Genomic DNA, 19,589 nt, shown 5'->3' on the forward strand with positions numbered 1-19,589 from the left:
ACACGAGGTTTAAAAAGCGTGAGTACAGAAATAAGTCTTCATGTTCTGGCTTACAACTTCAGAAGAATGCTCACAATTATGGGAGTTAATGGTCTAAGTAAAGCGATTAGAGTAGCGTTGCTATAGCAGTTTCGCTCGCGCGGAGAAAATTGCAATACTGAGAAAAAATCGATCGCAACCATCCTAGATGGTTTTAAACTAAGAACATACCCAAGACAATTTATTAAAAATTAGTTTTTACACAGTCTGTGCCATGAGCGGACATTCAGTATTTGTATTTGGATCTATATTTATTGTCACAAATGCTACCAAAGCAGTCATAGAAATATCAAAGTTGAAATGTCTATTGTTAGCCATTAGCGGAAGTTAGCTTTAAGTTAAATATGGCAGTTCAGATACCCTAAAGCTTACTTTTTAACTTGAAAGTTTACATCTATTCAAAACTGAAATTATGCCTAAAATTTTTACATGGTTTTAGATCTCAAATCCCCAAAGCGGACATTGGAATGATTTAAGTTTTAAATGAATTTAGCATATATACTCTAAGGCGCTAACGCCCCCATAGTGTGCTAGAAACTTACAAAGTTTTGGCTAGCAATTCCTTAGCCGCATCACCTAGCTATATAAATTTAGCCGATGCTAGATATATGAAAGTATTGTTATCTCATAATTATCTAATTCTACCTTTTTGAGGGGGGCTTTGAGCTTAGTTTCATAAATCTAATTGGATAATCTCTGCCTCCCTTCTTCACTACGTAATTTATTTTATTCTTTTGAAGGCTCTTTGGTATTTTTGAGAACCCATTGCTTGATGATTTCTTTCCAATAATCTGAGCAATCTCCCCTTCATTCAGGTCGAGCGTAAAAAATAGCAGCATCCCCACAGAGTCACCATGATCTGTATAGTGCTCTATTTGCCTAATAGAACTATTGAAGGTTTCATGAATTTTAGATTCCTTTGGCTTCTTTCCCCCCTCCGCAATTTTGAACAGTTTCCCTTCTATCATTAGTGGCTTTCTATTACTATATTTGTACTCAATCTTAATATCTAGGCGCCCAGCCCCTTCTTTTGATTCACCATGAACAATATACTGCTTGTGATTATCGAGATAGGTCACCAACTTCGAGGTAATCTGTGTCTCGTTTTTAAAAGTCTGGCCTTTACTGTTGTTTTCCTTCAAGTAATTTGAAGTATCTCTTCCAAAACTCTGTAAAGATCTCAAAATGTGTTCTTGTAGTTCATCGGCAATGTCGAACTTCGCAGGTAACTTTGCAATAGAGTCATCAAGTGTTTGATGGTGATTGTACGTTTCAAATAGCTCATAAACGGCTATAAAAATATTTCTTGGGATAAGTTCCCAATTCATTTGAAAGTTATATTGAGCGTAGCCTGGGATACAGCCTTCATTTACATAATTTTCATATTTGGACAGATCAACTTCCTCGGATATACCTCGTAACTCACTTCGATAATTACACACGATTTGCAAATCACTTTTCAGGGTGTCAATCAGTATATTAGGGAATTCTGTAGGGTGTTTGGGTATCGTTTTTAGTGAGTGTTCTAAGCTTTTAGCACGATGCGTAATCATCTCTACGAAAGATGGAAGGGGGATAAATAGCAAAGTTAAATAACACTCTACAAGGTCTTGAGTATCTGAAATTGTGATTCTGTAGTTTGGTATGTACGACTCTTTATCAGAATAACCCTCAAGCACCTCTTTTATGATAATTTCTCTGTTCCTTGGTAGGCTAACTCCGTTAAGTAGATCTAGAGCATTTTCAATGCAAGAACGAAAATTAATGTCGTTGTCGAGAACAAAAACATCTAACTTGATGTTTTTGCTATAGCTTTTATTAATGGATGTATAAACCCCTTTATACAAATCTAGAATCGTTCTGCTAAACTCTTGAACAGTTTTATTGAAGTCAAAATCTTTACCAATAATCAGGGTGCTATCATCACTTCTAGTAAATTTGAAAGGCAAATTTAAGCTATCACCTCTCTCGATTACATAGTTTTGAAATCGACAGCATATATACCACTCACTATTACGTGGTTCTTGTAGTGCTCTTGCGAAGTTAACTGGTTCATTATAGCCTGTTTTGCTTCTAATACATGATGTATGGGTGCTAGAAGTACAGATAGCATAAAAGACTTCTAAGCTTTCGAAAGACACTGGAAGCAAAAAATAATCCGCACTTTGAACTGCTTTTTTTAAGTTGGCATCATCATAACCATATAATCGTCTACGCCTCACCAAGTCAGGTACGCATGGCAAGTCAGAGAATCGGAGGTTATCCGAAAACCCACAATCAGGTATTGCTCCATTATTCACATAATTTAGAACTTCACGGTAGCGCCTTTTATATTCATCAACCCATTCATAATAGCCATCTTTCTCATAACTATGAATCTTGCATTGCAGTTCCTCTAGCAATGCTAAAGCTTCTTTTTTAAATGGAATTATGTTTTTATTTTTCAATATATTGATCACACCACTCTCACCAATGCCTAGTTCCTCCCCAAAATAATATACCATCACAACAGCAAAAAATAACGATACTAAAAAAGTGTTTAAGGAGTCTTGCCTTCTGCTATTAACTCTCTGTTAATAGAAAATATGCATAAATCGCTTTGTGCCCCAAAGTGAGATAGAAATTGAATTGTCATACCTATAATGCCTAACGATCGAATGTCCGCTTTCGGAGTTTTCGATTAAATTTTAGTATTGAAATTTGAAAATGAGATAGTATAAGAAGCCTTATTTAGAGCTATTTATCGGATTTTATTTCATTAGTTAAGCCAAAGTTTTCTTCTGCTTTAGAATCAAAGACGACATCAGTAGGTCTAACTTCAATGGCAGCTTTGAGCTTGAAACAGCATACCGCAAAGACAAAGACTGACGGTCCGCTCTTCGCTCATAGCTGCCTGTCAGATCAGATATGAGCTACTACACCTTACATTTCTCTAGTAAAATAGAATTCGAACTGGATACCCCTCGTGACCATACAGACTCTGATCTTATATCTGCCCCAACAAAAGTTACCTAGGGAAAAAACCCCAGCGTCCTTCATCATTACCTGTGAATTGAGTTATTTGCTCACCAGTTTTGTATGCCTCAGGCATGGACTTTTTATTTTCAATAATGATAATTTGCTTAGATTTCCATTTAGATAAAGAATCAAAAAACTTTAAATTCACATCTGTTCCAGACAAATCATCTTCATTGTCATCTGGCTTTTCGTATGCAAGAAGCGGAGAGTCCAATAAAACAAACCCGAAATGAGGGAGCTGCGTATTATCCTCGAGAAACTTCATTAACCCCAAGGAAGCAGCTGCATGTGTAAGTGCTCTGAAGCCTTTACCATTACTGCTCCTATGTTTGCCATTTATAACAAAATCTTTCATTTCTTTGTCAAAATGAACATCGCTAGACATAGGGAAATCCCAGCTATTCAACAAGTATTTTACTGAGTTTGACAGATTATATAAGGCACTTGTTGGAAGCGAATTTTCCGCCTTTGAATCCGAAGGAGTGTACAATTTCTCAGTTTCATTTGTTAAATCATCTAGCTTGGTCTGAAGGGTATGCTTTTGTTCCCACAGTCTCAAACCATTATTAACCTCAATTTTCTTTTCGACCAGCTCATTGTAATTAAATTTCCTAGCTCTCATTTCTTGGCTAATATAAACAAAGCTGGCATCTATACTATCCAACTCCTCGATATTACGCGTTCGCTTCTCCCTAAGGGCAATATGCTCAGCCCTCAACCCCTCAATGGTAGGTGTGAGTCCTGATTTTAAAGATAACAATTTACTTTGTTCCGATGCAGCGGCTTTAATTATAGGTTCAACGTCCTCATCACACCCCTCATGTAAATGGGTATCGACTTGAGTACTGCCACAGAGCGGACATTTACTTTTCGGTAGAGCTGCAAAAAGAGTCCCCACTTCACTTATATTTTCGAGCCGAGCAATGTCACTACTGTACTTATTTTCTAGAAGTTCGAAGCGTTTTAACATTACCGAGACTTCGTTTAAGCGCTCATCATTTTTGTAGTTTTGATCCTGTATAGAATATTTAGATTCCTTGAGAGTTTCAAATTGCTTCTGCAAATTTTCAATTTCATCACTTGAAAACTCGATTGTATTATTTAATTTTTTGCTTTGTTCTACTAATTCGCTATATGTCGGCAGAGACGAAAACTTTGCTTCGATTTCGCTCGTAGTCTCTTTAATTAGTTCACTCAATATTTCAACTTTTGCACTTTTAGATAATACTTTTTTTTCTGTTTCTTCTGGAAGCAAAGAGCTATCATCCACACCTGTTAAAAAGAACTTTAATCTAGATGCTTCCTCAGTGATCTTAGTAAAGCCATTGTGAAAGTATGGTGATCCCTTTTTCTGAATTTCAGTTTCATCAACCAGTGCTAAAGCAATTGAATTCCTCAAAGTAAGACTAACGACGTGATTTTTTGCGTTTTTCCTTAATTTTTTAGCTCCTATTTTTAATTCACTAAATAGAAACTCACTAATTGTTCGGTACTTTTTTGTTGCCTTTTTAAGTCGAAGTATTTCTGGGCTAATGTCATTAGGCTTTTCATCATGAAGGCCTGAGTAACACTCAATAACATCCCCCAGAAGACTCCTCACAAGAGTGAAATCTCTCCCATCAGATATATTCAATCCTAATAAGACCCTATCATAGCCTTCATGCTCCGCTTTCTCATCTAATGAGCGTTCGCGTCCAAACATAAAATCAATTGCGTCCACTATTGATGACTTTCCGGTGTTGGATGGACCATAAATTATATTTAGTCCCGCTCCGAAGCTAACTTTTGCTTTATCTTTGTGGGGACCAGAAAATGCTAAAAACCTTAATTCCACTTTAAAACTCCCTTTTATTTAAAGGCCACTCAACAAACTGAAACTGTTTTGACCAATTCTCGAGTGAAAAATTAAAAGCATCCTCTAGGGCTTGGTCGCGCCCATATTTTTCTACTACCCACCTCGCACGATAGGTCAACTCCCTAATATATTCATTTGTTAGTGACTCAATAAAAACACAAGCAAGCTCTGTAGCTTCATAAAAAAAACCATCATCCAAGCTCAGTTTTGAAACTAGATTTTTATATTCCATCAATAGTAAACCCTTCTCCACTAAGCTCCTCCGAATGACAAGCTCTCCCGCTTGGTTTGGAGTATCTGGGTGCAAACTAACAGGCCCCCCTTTAAGCCCACCGGAATGAACAACCAAATAATCGAAGGCGGTTAATTGCTGAAGATCAAATCTAGTTGAGGGTTCAACTGTTAGAATCGATAAAGAGCGTATCCCTGTTTCTAAAGGGCTATTGAATACAAAGTCAGGTGAAATATTATTCATTTTTTAACCCATTTCATTTTCTGGTCATTTACTAACTGATGGCAAATACCGTATCTGTCAGTTACTCTCACCACTTCAAATAATCCGTTCGATTCAATAGGTACAAGCTTCGATTCTCTAAGAGTTTCTTTGACTCGCTTATAACTATCGTCCCAATCATCCTGCGCTATATCTATCACACCATGATATATATCTTTTTGAAGTGCAGTAAATGTCCCTGGCAGTACAGTGTCCCTCGCAAAAGTTCTTAACGATTCAGCTGAATAAAAAGCCTCACGTTGCCGGTTAAAATGCCCAAGCAAAGCTTCCTCTACGTTCACATCAAATTTTTCTGGAGGAATTTTTAGATAATCCGAGTACGCTTCAAAGAGCTGTGTAATATATTTAGATTCTGCTTCAGCGTACTTTTCAGGAGGTGAATCAACCTGAGGCCTATTTTTCATTCCTCCTCCAAACCGAGTAATGAAATAAGGAGTGGCTCTATGCTCTTCAATCACTTGATCTACAGGCTTATATTTAAAGATACTAAAATCGAAATTATTCACAAAAAATAAAAAGTCACCTTCCAAAGAGATTTCTTTCTTCGTGGTTATAGATGTAGCACAGGAACTATTCCAATCCTTAATTAGCTTTTCTTTGAGCAAAGAAGAGTCGAGAAGTAATTTTTTAAGTGATGGACCGCAATCTTTTGGGGAAAAAAAGTAATAATTTTCAGGGCAACTAATTTTTTTAGAATATATGTGCCATATTATCTTTCCTATTTCAGGGATCGCAGTACTCGGTGCTAAAGGTTCACCTTTGTAATACTTACACTGAAAGTTATCCCAAGGGCCTTCAAACCCTTTATCCGATTTAAAGCAAGCGACATCTATACCAAAGTCGTTCGCTCCACCCATTTTCGTTACAAGATGATATTTATCTTTTTGAAACAACCCCCACTCTGCCACAAACTCTTCCCAGTCATCCGCAGAAATAAGTAATAAATGCTGTCTAGGAGGGATCAATTTTCCGCTTCTTGCCTGAGCCGAAGAGGTGAAACCTCCAGAGTCTTCATAATCAGGAGGGCTCAACTCAAGTCCCTTTAAACTGGGGTGTGCCATTTAACTTTTCCTTTTGTTAACCTTTTTGTGAGATTCGATTTTTCTGTAATTGCTTTAAAAACTTTAAGAATTAAGTGAAACCCCGCTAAGAGTAATAACTATCGTTCGCGCACCTGTATTTTCTCGATGCTCACCAAGATAAACCCCCTGCCATACTCCCATATTTAAACGACCCTTTGTAACAGGTATATTCACACTACAGCCAAGAATACTGCTCTTCAAATGAGCAGGAAGATCATCACTCCCCTCATACGTATGCTTATAGTAAGGCTCGTTCTCAGGCACACTGCGCAAAAAATAGTTTTCGAAATCTTCTCTTACGGTTGGATCTGCATTTTCATTGATAGTTAAAGAAGCTGAAGTATGTTGCAAAAAGATATTACACATACCCACCTCAAATGAGGCAAGTTCTGGAAGTTGATCAATAATCTCACCTGTAATTAGATGGAACCCTCTACTTCTTGGCTTTAGTCTAACTTCTTTTTGAACCCACATATTGAATACCGTAATTGAATTATTCCAAAGGTTTGCCACTGCCATTAAGTTCTTCCAAAAGCTCTCTCTTCTGGATCTCAGTTAACGAATGAAAACTCAGTACTAACTTTGCCATGTCATCGGACTCACAAAAAAAGTAATTAAGTGGAACATCTAGGGCATCTGCCAGACGTTTTAATGTCGAGATATCGGGGAAGTGCCGTCCTTTTTCGTAATGGTTCATACGACCACTCGCTGAACTAGGCTCCATACCGATTTTAATTCCCAACTCTTTTTGAGATATTCCGGTTTTAGTTCGAGCTTCCTTAAGACGATCTGAGAATGGATTGGAAAAAGACAATAGCTAATCATAAAGAAAAATATACATACTTAGATTTTCTAAGTTTAATCTTAACATGTATACTTAGGAATCCTAAGTCCAATTTGTATCGACAATTAATTATGGGTAAAAATTATCCTCTAGACTTCAAAAAAAAACTCATTAGTCAGATTTCAAAACAAGGTAAGCCTATAGCAGAAGTAGCTAGGAGTAATAATATATCTACTAGTACTCTTCACAGATGGCTTAAAGATGAGGAGTTGCAAAGCGCTAAAAGGAAAGAAAAATTTATTCTAAATAGGTTAGAGACGGACATAGCAAGACTCTCGCAAGAGAGAAATGTTTTACTACAAGCTATGGTTATAATTGCTAAAGAGCAAAACAAAATTTAGCGCTCTGTGCCCTATCTTTACTACTAATCTAAAGCACTCTTCTCACTAGCGCCGTCTGACAAAGTAGAAACCTCTTCAGGTATAAACAAAAGCTCTTTCAGCATTTTATACATATGAAAAATTACATACCACATTAGCAGTGCTGACACCCCTATTAATACGTTGATATCTAGCTCTCCAAACTTAGTAAAATATTCAACGCCAAAAACCTGTTGAATATATGCTCCTTCTAGCAAAGAACATGCTGTAGAAGTGATTGCTACATAAGTTCCAACTGTAAGAAATACGTCAAGCGGCTTGAACCCGCTTTTAAATATTAAAGGAGAGTTTTCATCGCGTTCATTAACCTTTAAAGAATGTGAAAGTACCACTACAGCAACAGATATAACTAGAAATACCTCTAAAAATCCACCTTCTAAAATAAATCTAAGGTTATTTTTTAAAGCATCTTGAAAAAAATAAGCTAACGCAGCTAATACACCCACAAAGATTAATGCCATCAGGGAGTTGAAATCGACTCTTTTCATTTTCAACTCCTATTGAAAGCGGCTATTTGAGCCAATTCTTTTTTTTCTGATTCATTGCCAAACAGAGCACCTAAAGCACCACCGATCAATACCCCAGGCATACCACCTACTAAACCCATAGCTCCACCAATAACAGCGGACGCAGCCATCGCTTCCGAAGACTTTTCAGCAGTAACTTGGCTAACATGGTAACTATTCCCATCAATTACAAAAACTTGTCCTCCTAGCTTTGATGCAAGCTCCTGTCTAGAAACAGCGCTGGTATTTAAGTGTCTTTTTATGCCGTTATGATCCGTTACAAACAACCTCATATTAATCCCTATAAGCTTTTGTTAAGTTACTAGTGCTTTTGGTAAGTTTGATAAGTTTTGAGAGCAAATAGCCAAGCAATAAACCCTATCAATATAGGTATTGCATAGAACACCCAACTAAAATGTTCAAAAATCGCAGTTGCAACCACTGAGTCTTGAGTTCTCACTTCAGTGACCCAAATGAAAGAGCGGATTGAAACAAGGGTTAGGATAACGGTCACAACCGCTCCCACTTGCCAAATAAAGCCAGTGATATCGAATAGAGCATCAAATAGCTCTTCAATTGTAGATTTTCTCTTAGTCATATATTTAAGTCCTTTTATTGCGCATCATGCGCTCACTATTGGGATAGACAACGTCGCCTGGCAATAAAGTTTATTATTGGCAACTTTTTCCTCATACATTTTTTCGAAATTAGATGCAGTTCTAATATATATTGGGAGACCTTCTTCATCAAAGTCTCCTGTATTTTCAATACCATCAAAATAGTTTGGACTATATATGCCAAGTTCACCCTTCCACATTGCTTTAAGGTAATGCAACCACTCTGGTCCATCTAAATCCTTTGCATCTATTCGGGCTTTTGAATTTAAATAGGTTGAAATAGCCTTTTGCGGAACCCAGCATTTTAGATAATCAGAGAAAAGTATCTTATCTCCATAAGTCTTTTTTTTAACAAGCCAAGTGATGTTAGCTTCAAAAAAATTGGAATCCTTTAAATATAAATCTGACGCCCCACAACACGCTTTACCATCAGAATGAACTAATAGATCATTATCAGCAAAGCCAAATGTTAGCCCGTTTTGCCTTGCTTCCCGGGACATTTTAATCAGATAACTGGCTCTATAACTGAGAGGTAAGTTATACTCTCTACCAAATTTCTGAGCGCCACGCTCCTTATAAAATTTAATAGGGTTGCCCCCTAGAACATTCTTTAGCTCTCGTGAGAATTTTACATTCGCGTCAAGGGGAACTTTAAGATACTCAGCAGAAATATGCTTCACACCCGAATTTACCGCTACATCTAAAAGTTGATCAAAACAATACTCGAATCCAGGTATGATCGGTTGAAAACGGAATGATACAGGTATACCTCTTTCTGCTAGAGCCTTCGCAGCAGCTGATATTTTATCAACTGAAGGGCACCCTCTATCGACAAGTTTTCTATTTTTATCGTCTATTACCGTAATAGAAAAACGAACGTAACAATTTGAGTTAGAAATTAACTCTAAATACTTTGGTTCCGCAACTAAGTCACTTTTAGTACTAATAATGTAAGGATAGTTATATTCTTTTAGGATTTTTAAGTACCTCAGGGTGACCGATAATTTACTCTCCATTCGCATAAATGGATCAGACATTCCTCCCAACTGAAAGGGTACTTTCTTAGAAATTAATTCATCTAGCGCCGATGATACTTTGCCATCTTTCACTCTCTTCAAGCGTTTAGCTAAACTCTCAGGGGCGCTAATTTTTAATTCTTGAGAACGACCGTACCCCTGGCGGGTAGATGCATAACAGTATCCACAACCATATTGGCATTTATTAAAAGGATCTAGCCGCAAGGGAGTAGCACAAAACCCTACTTGGCTAGTCAGGCCTGCATAATATTTATAGCTTTCCATAGCAGCTCACTTAACATATAAAGCTATTTACCCAACTGCAAATAAAAACAGCACCATGATAGATGTGCTGTAAGAGCACAAATAAGAACAAAATTAGTGAAATTATTAGGAGTATTTGAATTACCTTTCTTACCCCACCTCTACTAGCAGAGTATCGACCAAAAAATTCATAAAAAATACTTTTTTCAGTATCTTCAGCATGGTCACGAATCGGCATACCGAAATCATAGGTTTCTCCATCGTACTTTATTTTCATAATAGTTTGATTTTCGCAAACGCTTGGAGTAGAAAACTCCTGATTACCAGCTAATTTTTCTTTTGATATAGTTAAATAGTTCTTAGTTTTAAGTCTTTTGAGCAGCTTGTTTCGTTGCTCCTGGTCTATAAACTTAAATAGAGTATGGGCTTCCCAAACTAACCACCTAGGGTCATGCTGATAGGATGTATAATCAGCATACTTATTATATTTGTGAATAAAATCTGGGCAAAAGGTTTTATATAACCCCAGCGCGCCTACAAATGAAAGTGAAGAGAGCCAAAGTACTTGCCAATAAAATGGAAGTGTAAGTGAGATATCATGAGTAGTTCCTGCAATATTAACAGGCAATGGATCCGGTAGTTGAGTAACAATACCAGCCACTACAGGAACCAAAGAAAACCACATAACTAAATATTTAAGAATAGTAATCTGAAAAAAACTTTTAAAGACTTCCCATCTTTTGATTTCCATAACCTACCTCATTTTTTATCTTTATAGACACTATAAAACATAATACCTATAGTCCATATAATAATTAGAGCATGCACTTAATAGAAATGTACATAGTATATTTAAAGCAAAGGGTTACACCTTCCCACTGTTAATAATTATTGAGCACTGCAATTACAACCAAACAAAGTAATCGTAATCTCTAATACCCACCAAACTAAACTAAATGTAGCGCTCATTATTAAGCAATTTGTTATGTGTTCTTTTTCGGTTTCTGCCGTTTGGAATTATGCCAATTGAATTTTGTATTTACTGGAAAATCAGCGTGATGGTATGAATAAAACCTAGGAGAAATTGGAGGCAAACTGAGCTCTAAACCAAACTTCTCTGGTGTTAACACCCTAGTTTTTAAGGACTTAACCACTGGGTTATTCTTCTGAGCTTCTATATTTTTTATTAGCTTGAAGTCCATTGTTAAGAAACAGTAACAGCTATTCCTTTCAGCAGTAAGAATATGCCAAATATCCTGCGAATTTTTTCTACCTAGAACACGAACAAGCTCATGATAAAGAGGATCAGATTTTGATGCTAACCTATCTATCCTTTGATCTTCGAAGCTTCTCGAGCCCGATCCGATAACAAATGTATAATCACGATCATGGAAAATCCGCATATTGACTCCTCTAAATAGCGAGCCATCAAACGCACCATAACCTCTAAATCTTCCCATAGGTTGCGTCCACTGCTCGTCATTGAGTTCATCGGAAAGGCACAACTCAAGCATTCCTCGTTTCGCCAAGTCGATAATACTTGGCAAGTATTCTATTGAAGCGTAGTCCCGCTCTTCACAACCCTTTTCATGCACTGGAATTCGAGAAAGGTAGCCAGTTTCCACTTCGGTCTCACCCCACTTCTTTTTTCCAGTAGGAATCCATGCTGTTTCATGTGTCACACCATGAAATAAGACAGTATTATCTACTAAAATTGAAGTGACACCTCGTCGGCGTAGCTTTTTTTCTATACATCGATTTCTTAATTCGATGTACTTATCCACTAATTTTGGCAGCAACTGATACTTTATCTTTAGATTCAATTAAACTTCCTTCCGAGTTACACAGACACATTATAATTTAATATCAAGCGACTGGGTCATTTTCTAACTATGGGAAAAACTCAACGGTTATGGATGTATACACAGTGATTTTGGTGGAAGAATAAATGTCCTTTCCACTTATACGACTGTCAGCTTTTATTAAGTCCTATTAATCAGACCTTACAGATCTAGTTAAGATTAATTCAGACTAAGACTCAGTGTTTTAAACTTGTTCTAAAATTCGCTCCAACAAGCTGATATCGGCGTTTACTTCAGCTAATTTATCACGGTGAGCTTGAACCACTTTGACTGGAGCTTTACCAATGAAATTCGGATTACTCAACTGATTCGTCAGTTTTTGTTTTACACTTTCCCTCTGAGCTTTTTCATAGTTCAATTTTTCAACCGTGAAAGTTGGATTCAATTGTGCTTCGAATACCCACAGTTTCTCGTAAATGTTTTGAACTTCTAAACTAGTAGTGGCATGCGAAAAGTTATAGTTATATTCGTCAAAAGCATGATGCTCTTGGTTTTGTCCACTCCAGTTAAGTAAATCATTTTTCAAAAAGTCAAATGTTGCTGTACTGTCACCCAGTGATTCACCTACTTCTTTATAGGTTGCCTCTAAACTGATTTCCAACCAGTTATCTTTCTTCAACTGTCTGCTAGTAAACTGAGATGTGATCTGAATAGAGTTGTTTACACAATATTCATTGACCATTGTTTCAAACCAAATTCTTGAATAAACTAGAGCTTGTCTAACGTCATATACGTCTAGTGCCTCTTTTATTTTATGAGAATAACTGACACCATAATTCTGTATCACTATGCCTTTATTCGTGGACTTTAATACATTACTAGAGAATGTGTCTGCATCTGTTGCTTTTTTATTTTTGTTTGATAATTTCTCCCAAAACATCCTGTCGTGTGTTGTAATAATTCTTTGTATATTTCTCAAATAGCTATCTTCACTGAACATATCAATAATGTTTGACCTATGCTCTGTATCAATTGCATTCACTACATCGTCAAATATTATGATTGGATGTCTATTTTTCTTGGCAACTGCAAGCAGTAAGGCAAGACCCAATGCTCTGAGGTGCCCTTCACTGAGCACACAAAATGCATCACCTTCTTCATCTTGCATTTTGAGAATAATCCGATAGGTACCGTTGGTTTGTTTAAATTTAATCTCTGATACAACATCACTTGGCGCATCATGCTTGTTTATCTGGTTGTAATACTGCAAGGTAGATTGTTCAATACCACTAATGTTCTCTAACTCTACTTCCTGTTTATATAAAGTGAGCTCTTCATAAAGCTTCTTGTAGCTCTCTTCAAGTGCCTTCGCAAAGTTATTAAATTCATTATCATTTTTTCTCTGGATATTGCTTCTATTAATGTCAGCCAATATTCGAATAACATCATCATTTAACTCCGATAACTTTCTTTTTCTCGCATTAATGTCAGTTTCTAGTGCCACGCACGCACGAATCTTTTCTTCAATTTCATCAATCTTTGAGTTCAACGAAGTTAAGCGGCTAGATTGTTTAGCTACTCTCTCATTCTTTGCTTTTAGAAAGTCATTTAACTGCTCTAGTTCTTTCTCATAAGGAACTAGTGCGCTAAGGCAAGTTGAATACTCTAATACATCAGTTTTATCAGAGTTCAAAATCGCGTTGAGAACAGAGACGATCTCTTGGCTGAGCGAGTCTCGATGCTCGTTCAGATATTTGTTAATATAGCTTGAAGAGATATCTACTCGAAACTTAATTCGTTCTTCAATTTTTTCACAAGCAATAGTTAACTTATTTAAATGCTCAAGCTTCGGTAGTTCATCTTTGACAACATCACGCGGATGTTTGCAAACATCACTTATTGGAGTTTCACACGCTGGACATTGTTCGAGTGTTGAAATGTCATCGAAATTTTGGATAGCCTTGTATAGCTTTCGGTAATTCAGCTTACTTGAATCTGCTCTAAGCGTAGCTTTTTTCTCTTCAAGTTTATCATTCAAACGTTTAAGTGCATTTAAATACTTAGTTAAACCATAAATATCTAATTCATCACTTGCAACTTCAAATCGTTGTGTAGAAGCCACCAAATGTGCTTTCAACTTTGTGTAATAACTTTTTCTCGCCTCGATGTTTACGTCATCAAATGTTTTTAATTCAAATAATTCAGCTAGTTCAGATTTCTTCTTTTCAATGTTATCTATTTCATCACGTCGTATACATTTTTTATCTCTCAGTTTTTGAACTGCTTCTCTATAGCTCACATCCCCCGACTTTTTGATAAAGTCATTTGCTTTAAACGATGCTGGCTTAACCATGGCATTGATAATTTCGTCAATTTCTTCTAATTCAAAGAGAGTGGCGAGAACATCGGACTGTTTTACATTAGTATCTTTTGAACCGAGTAAAGAAAACTCATGAAGCCTATTCCTATCGATAAAACAGCTATTCCAATATGGAGAGACAGGAGCCTCTGCACCACAGGCTAGAATGCACTTTATTTTATGAACTCCTCCATTTTTTATATAATTCTTAATAGGAGTATTCCGACGGTTAGCCTCTTTAACGTCATTTGTAAGGCTGTATTCAATAGCCTCACATAGTGAGGTTTTACCTCCACCATTTGGCGCAAAAAACACATTAACTCCCTTGGTAAACGGAATAAATGTGCCTTCGTCATTTTCATTAAGTGAAGAAAAGCCTCTAAAGTTTTTCACTTGAATGGACTTAAGTGCACTGAGGACCATAGACGAGCTATCACGCGTTATTTCTGCATTTGGGTCAACTAGGCTCCTGAAGTGATTTGCATACTTTACTACTCGTCGCTTCAACCTCCCCAGCTCTCCTAACTCCGCGAATACAGATTTAGTCAACCTCTTGTCTTTTCGGCTCTTAACTAAATATAAGAGAAATAGATAAGAAGGATCATCACTAGATACTTGTTTTCTTAGAAAATTATTTAAGTGGTAACTCATTTTAGTGGCACAGTGCAACTTGTTGATAACTGATGCTACCACTAAAAATAGCTAATTGTTACTTCGAGTGTTATATCGGAGATGTTGTATCGAATGGATGGCTTTTATCAACATACTCTGGAGGTTTTGAGATATTCAAAATAATTCATTTTTTGATAGCCCAGAAATGTTACTTTTATCGCTGAACGAGATAGGATTAGCATAAACTTTATTATTTAATGACTTAGCCAATATTGGTGACGCAAACATTTAATATTTTCTCTAAGTTAGTAAAATTAGATTCAATTATCAACATCATCAAATATTGAACGTTCATTATGAGTTGAAATTGAAAGGTGCTCTCTTTCAAATACATCATTCGGATCATAAGCCCACTTTGTGGCCATCTCTTTTATTTCATCTTTTATCCAACTCTTTGCAACAGCTAACTGCGTACAAATCTCATCATCGCCTGAAAAAATTTCTTCATAATCGTTAATTGCGTAATCCAAATCAGAAAAATATTCCTCAGGATCTGATTCTTCATCATAATCAGAAGATAAATCATCGATAATACACTCTATATTATTTATAACTTTTTCTTTTATATTTATTTGAATAGATGATAATTCAGATTCAGATAGTAAGATTTTGACATCATCTTTTGCAAATTGTGTGTCATATTCTTCAATTGCAAGTTTATGCAATGACTGTGCTACTACAATTCTTCTTTCTTCAGGAAGTAAGCCTACATTAAAGAGTTTAGAAATTACTTCCAAATTTGGATCTAACCACACTGAATGATCAATCTTTAGACTTTCTAGGAAATCTGGGTTCTCCTTTAAATAAACAGATAGGAACCTATGATTGCACCTTTTCGCTAAAAAGTGCCTAACAGCTCTTTTGTTATACCAAATATCAATTTCGAAGGATTTCATGCGATTTATGACAAAGAAATAGTGAGATTCAGGAACAATTACTTTTACGCCATCCATTTCAATATCTATGCATGCAACTTCTTGAAATAACATTTCTAAAGGTGCACCACCTAAGTAGATTTCTAGTAATTCTACATCGTCAGCTACATATTGAGCAAAAGCATCTCTAATAGTTGGGTGTTTATATCTCCAGACATACTGCCCTTCTTCAAAGCTTAGGGAAGTTAAACTGCCTTCTAAAAACTTGAGAGAGGTAATTACCCCATCAAGTGTTCCCCCAAGTAGTTTTAATGCATTCAATTCACTTTCAGCTAATTCAATAGGACTTGCCAATGCTCCAGCCCTCATAAAAATGGCCGCAAGAGCTGAGATATTTTGTTTATCTAGAGTTGATAAAACATCTATAAGAAACTCAACAGGACTTTCAACAAAGTTAACCAATGTTGATTTACTAACTCTAAGATCTTTCGTGAAAAACTTATCTCCAAGCCTTCTTGCTATCTCTGGAGTGAATTTCTCATTGTTGGCAATATCTTTCAAAAAGGGCTTAACTTCTTTTTTAAAACTCTGAGGTTGATTTCCTAACTTAATGTGGTTGTATAATATCTGCTCTCTTTCATGTTGAGATATATCTTGAACATTAATAACGACCTGAGAAGCTTTCATTACAGGCAAAGAGCTTTCTTTCAAAGCACCTTTTGCACTTTGATATATGTAATCTCGTGATGTAAATATAACTTTAGCGCCGTTTTTAATAGCAGTACTTATATGTGGAAAAGTTCTTGTCCATGCAAATGTAGCGCTCCAATCAACTTGTGTAGCACCAAAAGCATCATCTATCCAAAATAACCTTTTCGGCTCATTTGGGTTCCAATGACGTAAAAATTCATCACTTGAACATAATTTAAAAGTATTACACCCCCATTCATCTAGCGCGCCTAATGCCAAAGATGCAGCAATGGTTGATTTTCCACATGCTGGTTCACCTAACAACAATACAAAGCTATGCTCAACTAGAGCCTTAGCGCTTCTATTAAAGGCATCGGTTAATACAAACTTTGAAATATCATCACCTAGCGAATTCAAAATTGCATTTGCTTGCTCTCCTGCTCGCTCATCAAGAATTTGGCTTAAATCGCCTAATCCATAAACTCTTGGCACAAGCATCCTTAGTCGTGGTGACTCAACTATAAGCTGAGAGATTCGTTCCTTTCCATATGCAGCGAAATACTCTATTCCATCGATACCTTCAAAAACTGCACGTAGAGACTCATCTTGATATCCCGTTAACTGAGCATTTGTGAATAACACATAATACTTAGCAAGACCTTTTGCAGCCAACCTTTTTGCTTTTTCTATATCATCTTTTAAATCAGAAGCTTTTATTCCTGCTTTGTAATCAGAGGTGAACTTACATTGGGCAGTAAATGAACCTGATTTAGATTTGTTCGGTTTATCTATCCAGACACCATGATATGCACCATCTCTACCACCATCATGTGAATCGAAAAAAGACTGTACATCGTGCCCAAAAATATCCGTCATTATGGTAACCGAAAGATCTTGGAATGCTTTCCAGCCTAATGTATGGAGTTGAAAATCAACGATGTTGTTGGATTGTGCTGTCATAGATATCTAACTTTATTAATTATTATTACTGCTACTCTATTAAAAATGAGTGTAACAGATAAAATCAGGTGTCTTTCTTTTTTGCTAATTAAAATTCCAAGATCCTTATAAAAAAATTCTAATTCATGCAATGGCAATGGACACTTTAAAAGTTCGGATAGCTAATTATTAGTTGCATTAAGTTAACCTAAACAATAAGCTGTATGTTTATACAGTCAACTTGGTGAAGAATGTCAACATTTCTAATACCATATGCATTGTTTTTGTATGGTGCAGCTTATAACTTACAGCAAATTTTAGATGGACTAGGGCTAAACAGTAGTAATTTCATTACTATAAATGAAGCTGGTTTTAGAAACGGGAGTTATTGGTCTCCTTCAGAGGCGGCTCTAGTTCCTCTTAGTGCACTTATTTTGATATCACTCGTACTTTGCTTTTTACTTCCAATATGTGGATACGTAATTGCTAGAACAAAAGGAGTAGTTGCAGTGTTACTTCTTATGTTTAGTCCAGGATTCTTATCAATCCTTGGATTCATTCCAAATATAAACTATTTACCAGACTCTTACGGAATTAGCGAAGCTGGAAGGCTGGGCAGTACTATAGGGTACATTCCATTGTTAGGTATGGGGGTTTTAGTTGGATGGAGCTTAGCACTAATAATTGTAGATTTAATAGGGTTGCAAGAACGATTTAGACAAGCGTTTGATCATCTATGGTATCTATTTGCACTGCTAACAGCCGTTTTCTTTGTTTATGAGTTGAATGTTTCGGGTTCAAAGTCTGATTACTCAGAAAAAGATCTGTTATCTAAAAGAGCCCATTCGTATTTGCTTGAACAAGTAAAAGATTACGATACCTTATGTCGTAAAAATAAGATGGATTTAGTATCTTGCGATTGGGCTTCTTACATTCAACCTATCATAAATGAAAACATGGCTTATCATCATAAGGTGTATATTTCCTTGGGGGCGGATACTGTAAAAGACTACTATTCCCCCAAATGGTCTGCGATCGATACTCATGTGACTGACCAGATTAGAAGTGAACTAATGGCTTATAATGATGTAATGTGCCCTGTGACTTATATTTCAAAAAATTCTCAACAATATGTGAAAGAGTCTCACATTTGCCAAACAACTCCCGCAATTTATTGTAATGCAAGATCTGAGTTAAATGGAAAAAATGTAGATGTTATAACTAGACCACTTGCCATTGCTAATGAATGTATTGTACCTATGCTACTAATGAACAAGAAGCAAATGCAAAAACGATCTGAGCAACTAAAGACAGTAAAAGTTGATTATAGCTATAGATGGCTGTTTTTTATATTGTTTTCAGTAGTTGTAGGTCTTAAAATTGCAAATTCAACAACAAAGCTATTTGGCTTTGATAAACGTGAAAGTTACGACAAGCGCAGATCTATTACAGCTTTTCTAGCCCCATTTAAACTCATTTGGCTTATTTTTGCTTTGCTAGCAAGATTACTCAATAAATGTAAAATTGTAGCAAGTAACGTACTTAAGGGAGCTCTAATACATAAAAAAAATCACGATAAAGCGCAACCCCCTATTGAGTGATACCCTCTGCTTTCACCTTGCGATATTTAACATTAAAAACTTTATAGTCCATTTAATATCGTTTAAATGGACTATATAAGAAACCATAGTTCTCAAATGATATAAGGATTTAAAGAGTCCATTTTTCTTTAACTACAGAGTACCGATGATATGCCAGCCCATATAAAAACCAGTACGTTAGGGTGTGAATTAAGTATTCCTATAAGCAATGGGCGCTTAGCGCTAGGTACATGGCAAGGTATTTACTTAGGCGAGCATCGCGACGCTGGCGGTGCAAGACGTATTATAGCGACCTTGCAAGGCGAAACCTTTTAACCTTGTATTAACCTCCCCTCCCTAGCTTTTACCCTCGTGACTTCGCATTATTTAAAACCCTTTATATCGCGCGGCGGCATGCGGCCACTCGTGCGTATAATATTTATAAATAATTTTTGTAGGTATAAATCAGATCAAAATATTGTTTTAGAGGTGTTTATTTTTGTGGAATATATAGAGATTGGAGCGGCACACGAGGCT

At 36.3% G+C, this 19,589-nt stretch carries 16 protein-coding genes and 1 pseudogene; 3 read left to right on the plus strand and 14 right to left on the minus strand.

Going from position 1 to position 19,589, the window contains the following annotated elements:
* Positions 1 to 680 precede the first annotated feature (680 nt).
* From CWB60_RS07075 to CWB60_RS07100, 6 genes are all read right to left on the minus strand, one after another.
* Entirely contained in the window at positions 681 to 2,498 is a 1,818-nt protein-coding gene (locus CWB60_RS07075) for a hypothetical protein (protein ID WP_171036126.1), read from the minus strand.
* 548 nt (positions 2,499 to 3,046) lie between these two features.
* Positions 3,047 to 4,891: an AAA family ATPase gene (locus tag CWB60_RS07080; RefSeq protein WP_171036127.1), complete on the minus strand. Its 1,845-nt coding sequence runs from the start codon at positions 4,889 to 4,891 to the stop codon at positions 3,047 to 3,049.
* A 1-nt stretch (position 4,892) separates the two neighbouring features.
* The gene (locus CWB60_RS07085) at positions 4,893 to 5,387 is read right to left on the minus strand and encodes an ABC-three component system middle component 2 (protein WP_138579371.1); all 495 of its coding nucleotides are present in this window, start codon (positions 5,385 to 5,387) and stop codon (positions 4,893 to 4,895) included.
* Complete coding sequence (locus tag CWB60_RS07090) at positions 5,384 to 6,487, minus strand: ABC-three component system protein (protein WP_138579373.1); 1,104 nt, start codon at positions 6,485 to 6,487, stop codon at positions 5,384 to 5,386. Before CWB60_RS07090 ends, CWB60_RS07085 begins: the two co-directional genes overlap by 4 nt.
* A 63-nt stretch (positions 6,488 to 6,550) precedes the next feature.
* A complete protein-coding gene (locus CWB60_RS07095) occupies positions 6,551 to 7,027 on the minus strand; it encodes a secondary thiamine-phosphate synthase enzyme YjbQ (protein ID WP_249318362.1) in 477 nt (158 codons plus the stop codon).
* Positions 7,002 to 7,322 carry a helix-turn-helix domain-containing protein gene (locus CWB60_RS07100; RefSeq protein WP_138579375.1) on the minus strand — a complete coding sequence of 107 codons (321 nt, stop codon included), beginning with the start codon at positions 7,320 to 7,322 and terminating at the stop codon, positions 7,002 to 7,004. The genes CWB60_RS07095 and CWB60_RS07100 overlap by 26 nt, the downstream gene beginning before the upstream one ends.
* Between CWB60_RS07100 and CWB60_RS07105 the strand changes: the two genes are divergently transcribed.
* Entirely contained in the window at positions 7,304 to 7,693 is a 390-nt protein-coding gene (locus tag CWB60_RS07105) for a transposase (RefSeq protein ID WP_138579377.1), read from the plus strand. The two genes, CWB60_RS07100 and CWB60_RS07105, sit on opposite strands and share 19 nt — an antisense overlap.
* A 23-nt stretch (positions 7,694 to 7,716) precedes the next feature.
* Here CWB60_RS07105 and CWB60_RS07110 read toward each other — a convergent pair whose 3' ends face one another.
* The 8 genes from CWB60_RS07110 to CWB60_RS07145 form a co-directional block, all read right to left on the minus strand.
* On the minus strand, positions 7,717 to 8,220 hold the full coding sequence (locus CWB60_RS07110; protein WP_138579379.1) for a hypothetical protein: 504 nt from the start codon (positions 8,218 to 8,220) through the stop codon (positions 7,717 to 7,719).
* Positions 8,221 to 8,222: 2 nt separating this feature from the next.
* Entirely contained in the window at positions 8,223 to 8,531 is a 309-nt protein-coding gene (locus tag CWB60_RS07115) for a hypothetical protein (RefSeq protein WP_138579381.1), read from the minus strand.
* A gap of 29 nt (positions 8,532 to 8,560) precedes the next feature.
* On the minus strand, positions 8,561 to 8,836 hold the full coding sequence (locus CWB60_RS07120; RefSeq protein ID WP_138579383.1) for a hypothetical protein: 276 nt from the start codon (positions 8,834 to 8,836) through the stop codon (positions 8,561 to 8,563).
* A gap of 24 nt (positions 8,837 to 8,860) precedes the next feature.
* Positions 8,861 to 10,156, minus strand: coding sequence for an SPL family radical SAM protein (locus CWB60_RS07125; protein WP_138579385.1), 1,296 nt, complete (start codon positions 10,154 to 10,156; stop codon positions 8,861 to 8,863).
* Positions 10,157 to 10,166: 10 nt separating this feature from the next.
* Positions 10,167 to 10,886 (minus strand): hypothetical protein, encoded by a 720-nt coding sequence (locus CWB60_RS07130; protein ID WP_138579387.1) that lies wholly within the window; start codon positions 10,884 to 10,886, stop codon positions 10,167 to 10,169.
* A gap of 232 nt (positions 10,887 to 11,118) precedes the next feature.
* Entirely contained in the window at positions 11,119 to 11,958 is an 840-nt protein-coding gene (locus CWB60_RS07135; protein ID WP_138579389.1) for a hypothetical protein, read from the minus strand.
* A 223-nt stretch (positions 11,959 to 12,181) separates the two neighbouring features.
* A complete protein-coding gene (locus CWB60_RS07140; RefSeq protein WP_212746871.1) occupies positions 12,182 to 14,719 on the minus strand; it encodes an AAA family ATPase in 2,538 nt (845 codons plus the stop codon).
* Positions 14,720 to 15,228: 509 nt separating this feature from the next.
* Positions 15,229 to 17,493 carry an nSTAND3 domain-containing NTPase gene (locus CWB60_RS07145; RefSeq protein WP_138579393.1) on the minus strand — a complete coding sequence of 755 codons (2,265 nt, stop codon included), beginning with the start codon at positions 17,491 to 17,493 and terminating at the stop codon, positions 15,229 to 15,231.
* A gap of 230 nt (positions 17,494 to 17,723) precedes the next feature.
* Between CWB60_RS07145 and CWB60_RS07150 the strand changes: the two genes are divergently transcribed.
* Both CWB60_RS07150 and CWB60_RS07155 read left to right on the plus strand, forming a co-directional pair.
* A complete protein-coding gene (locus tag CWB60_RS07150; RefSeq protein ID WP_138579395.1) occupies positions 17,724 to 19,073 on the plus strand; it encodes an MFS transporter in 1,350 nt (449 codons plus the stop codon).
* A gap of 135 nt (positions 19,074 to 19,208) precedes the next feature.
* Positions 19,209 to 19,388: pseudogene (locus CWB60_RS07155) on the plus strand (YjbQ family protein); the annotation flags it as partial.
* Between the last annotated feature and the right edge of the window lie 201 nt (positions 19,389 to 19,589).

It is taken from the genome of Pseudoalteromonas sp. S327 (assembly GCF_005886415.1).
GTDB classification, from domain to species: domain Bacteria; phylum Pseudomonadota; class Gammaproteobacteria; order Enterobacterales; family Alteromonadaceae; genus Pseudoalteromonas; species Pseudoalteromonas atlantica.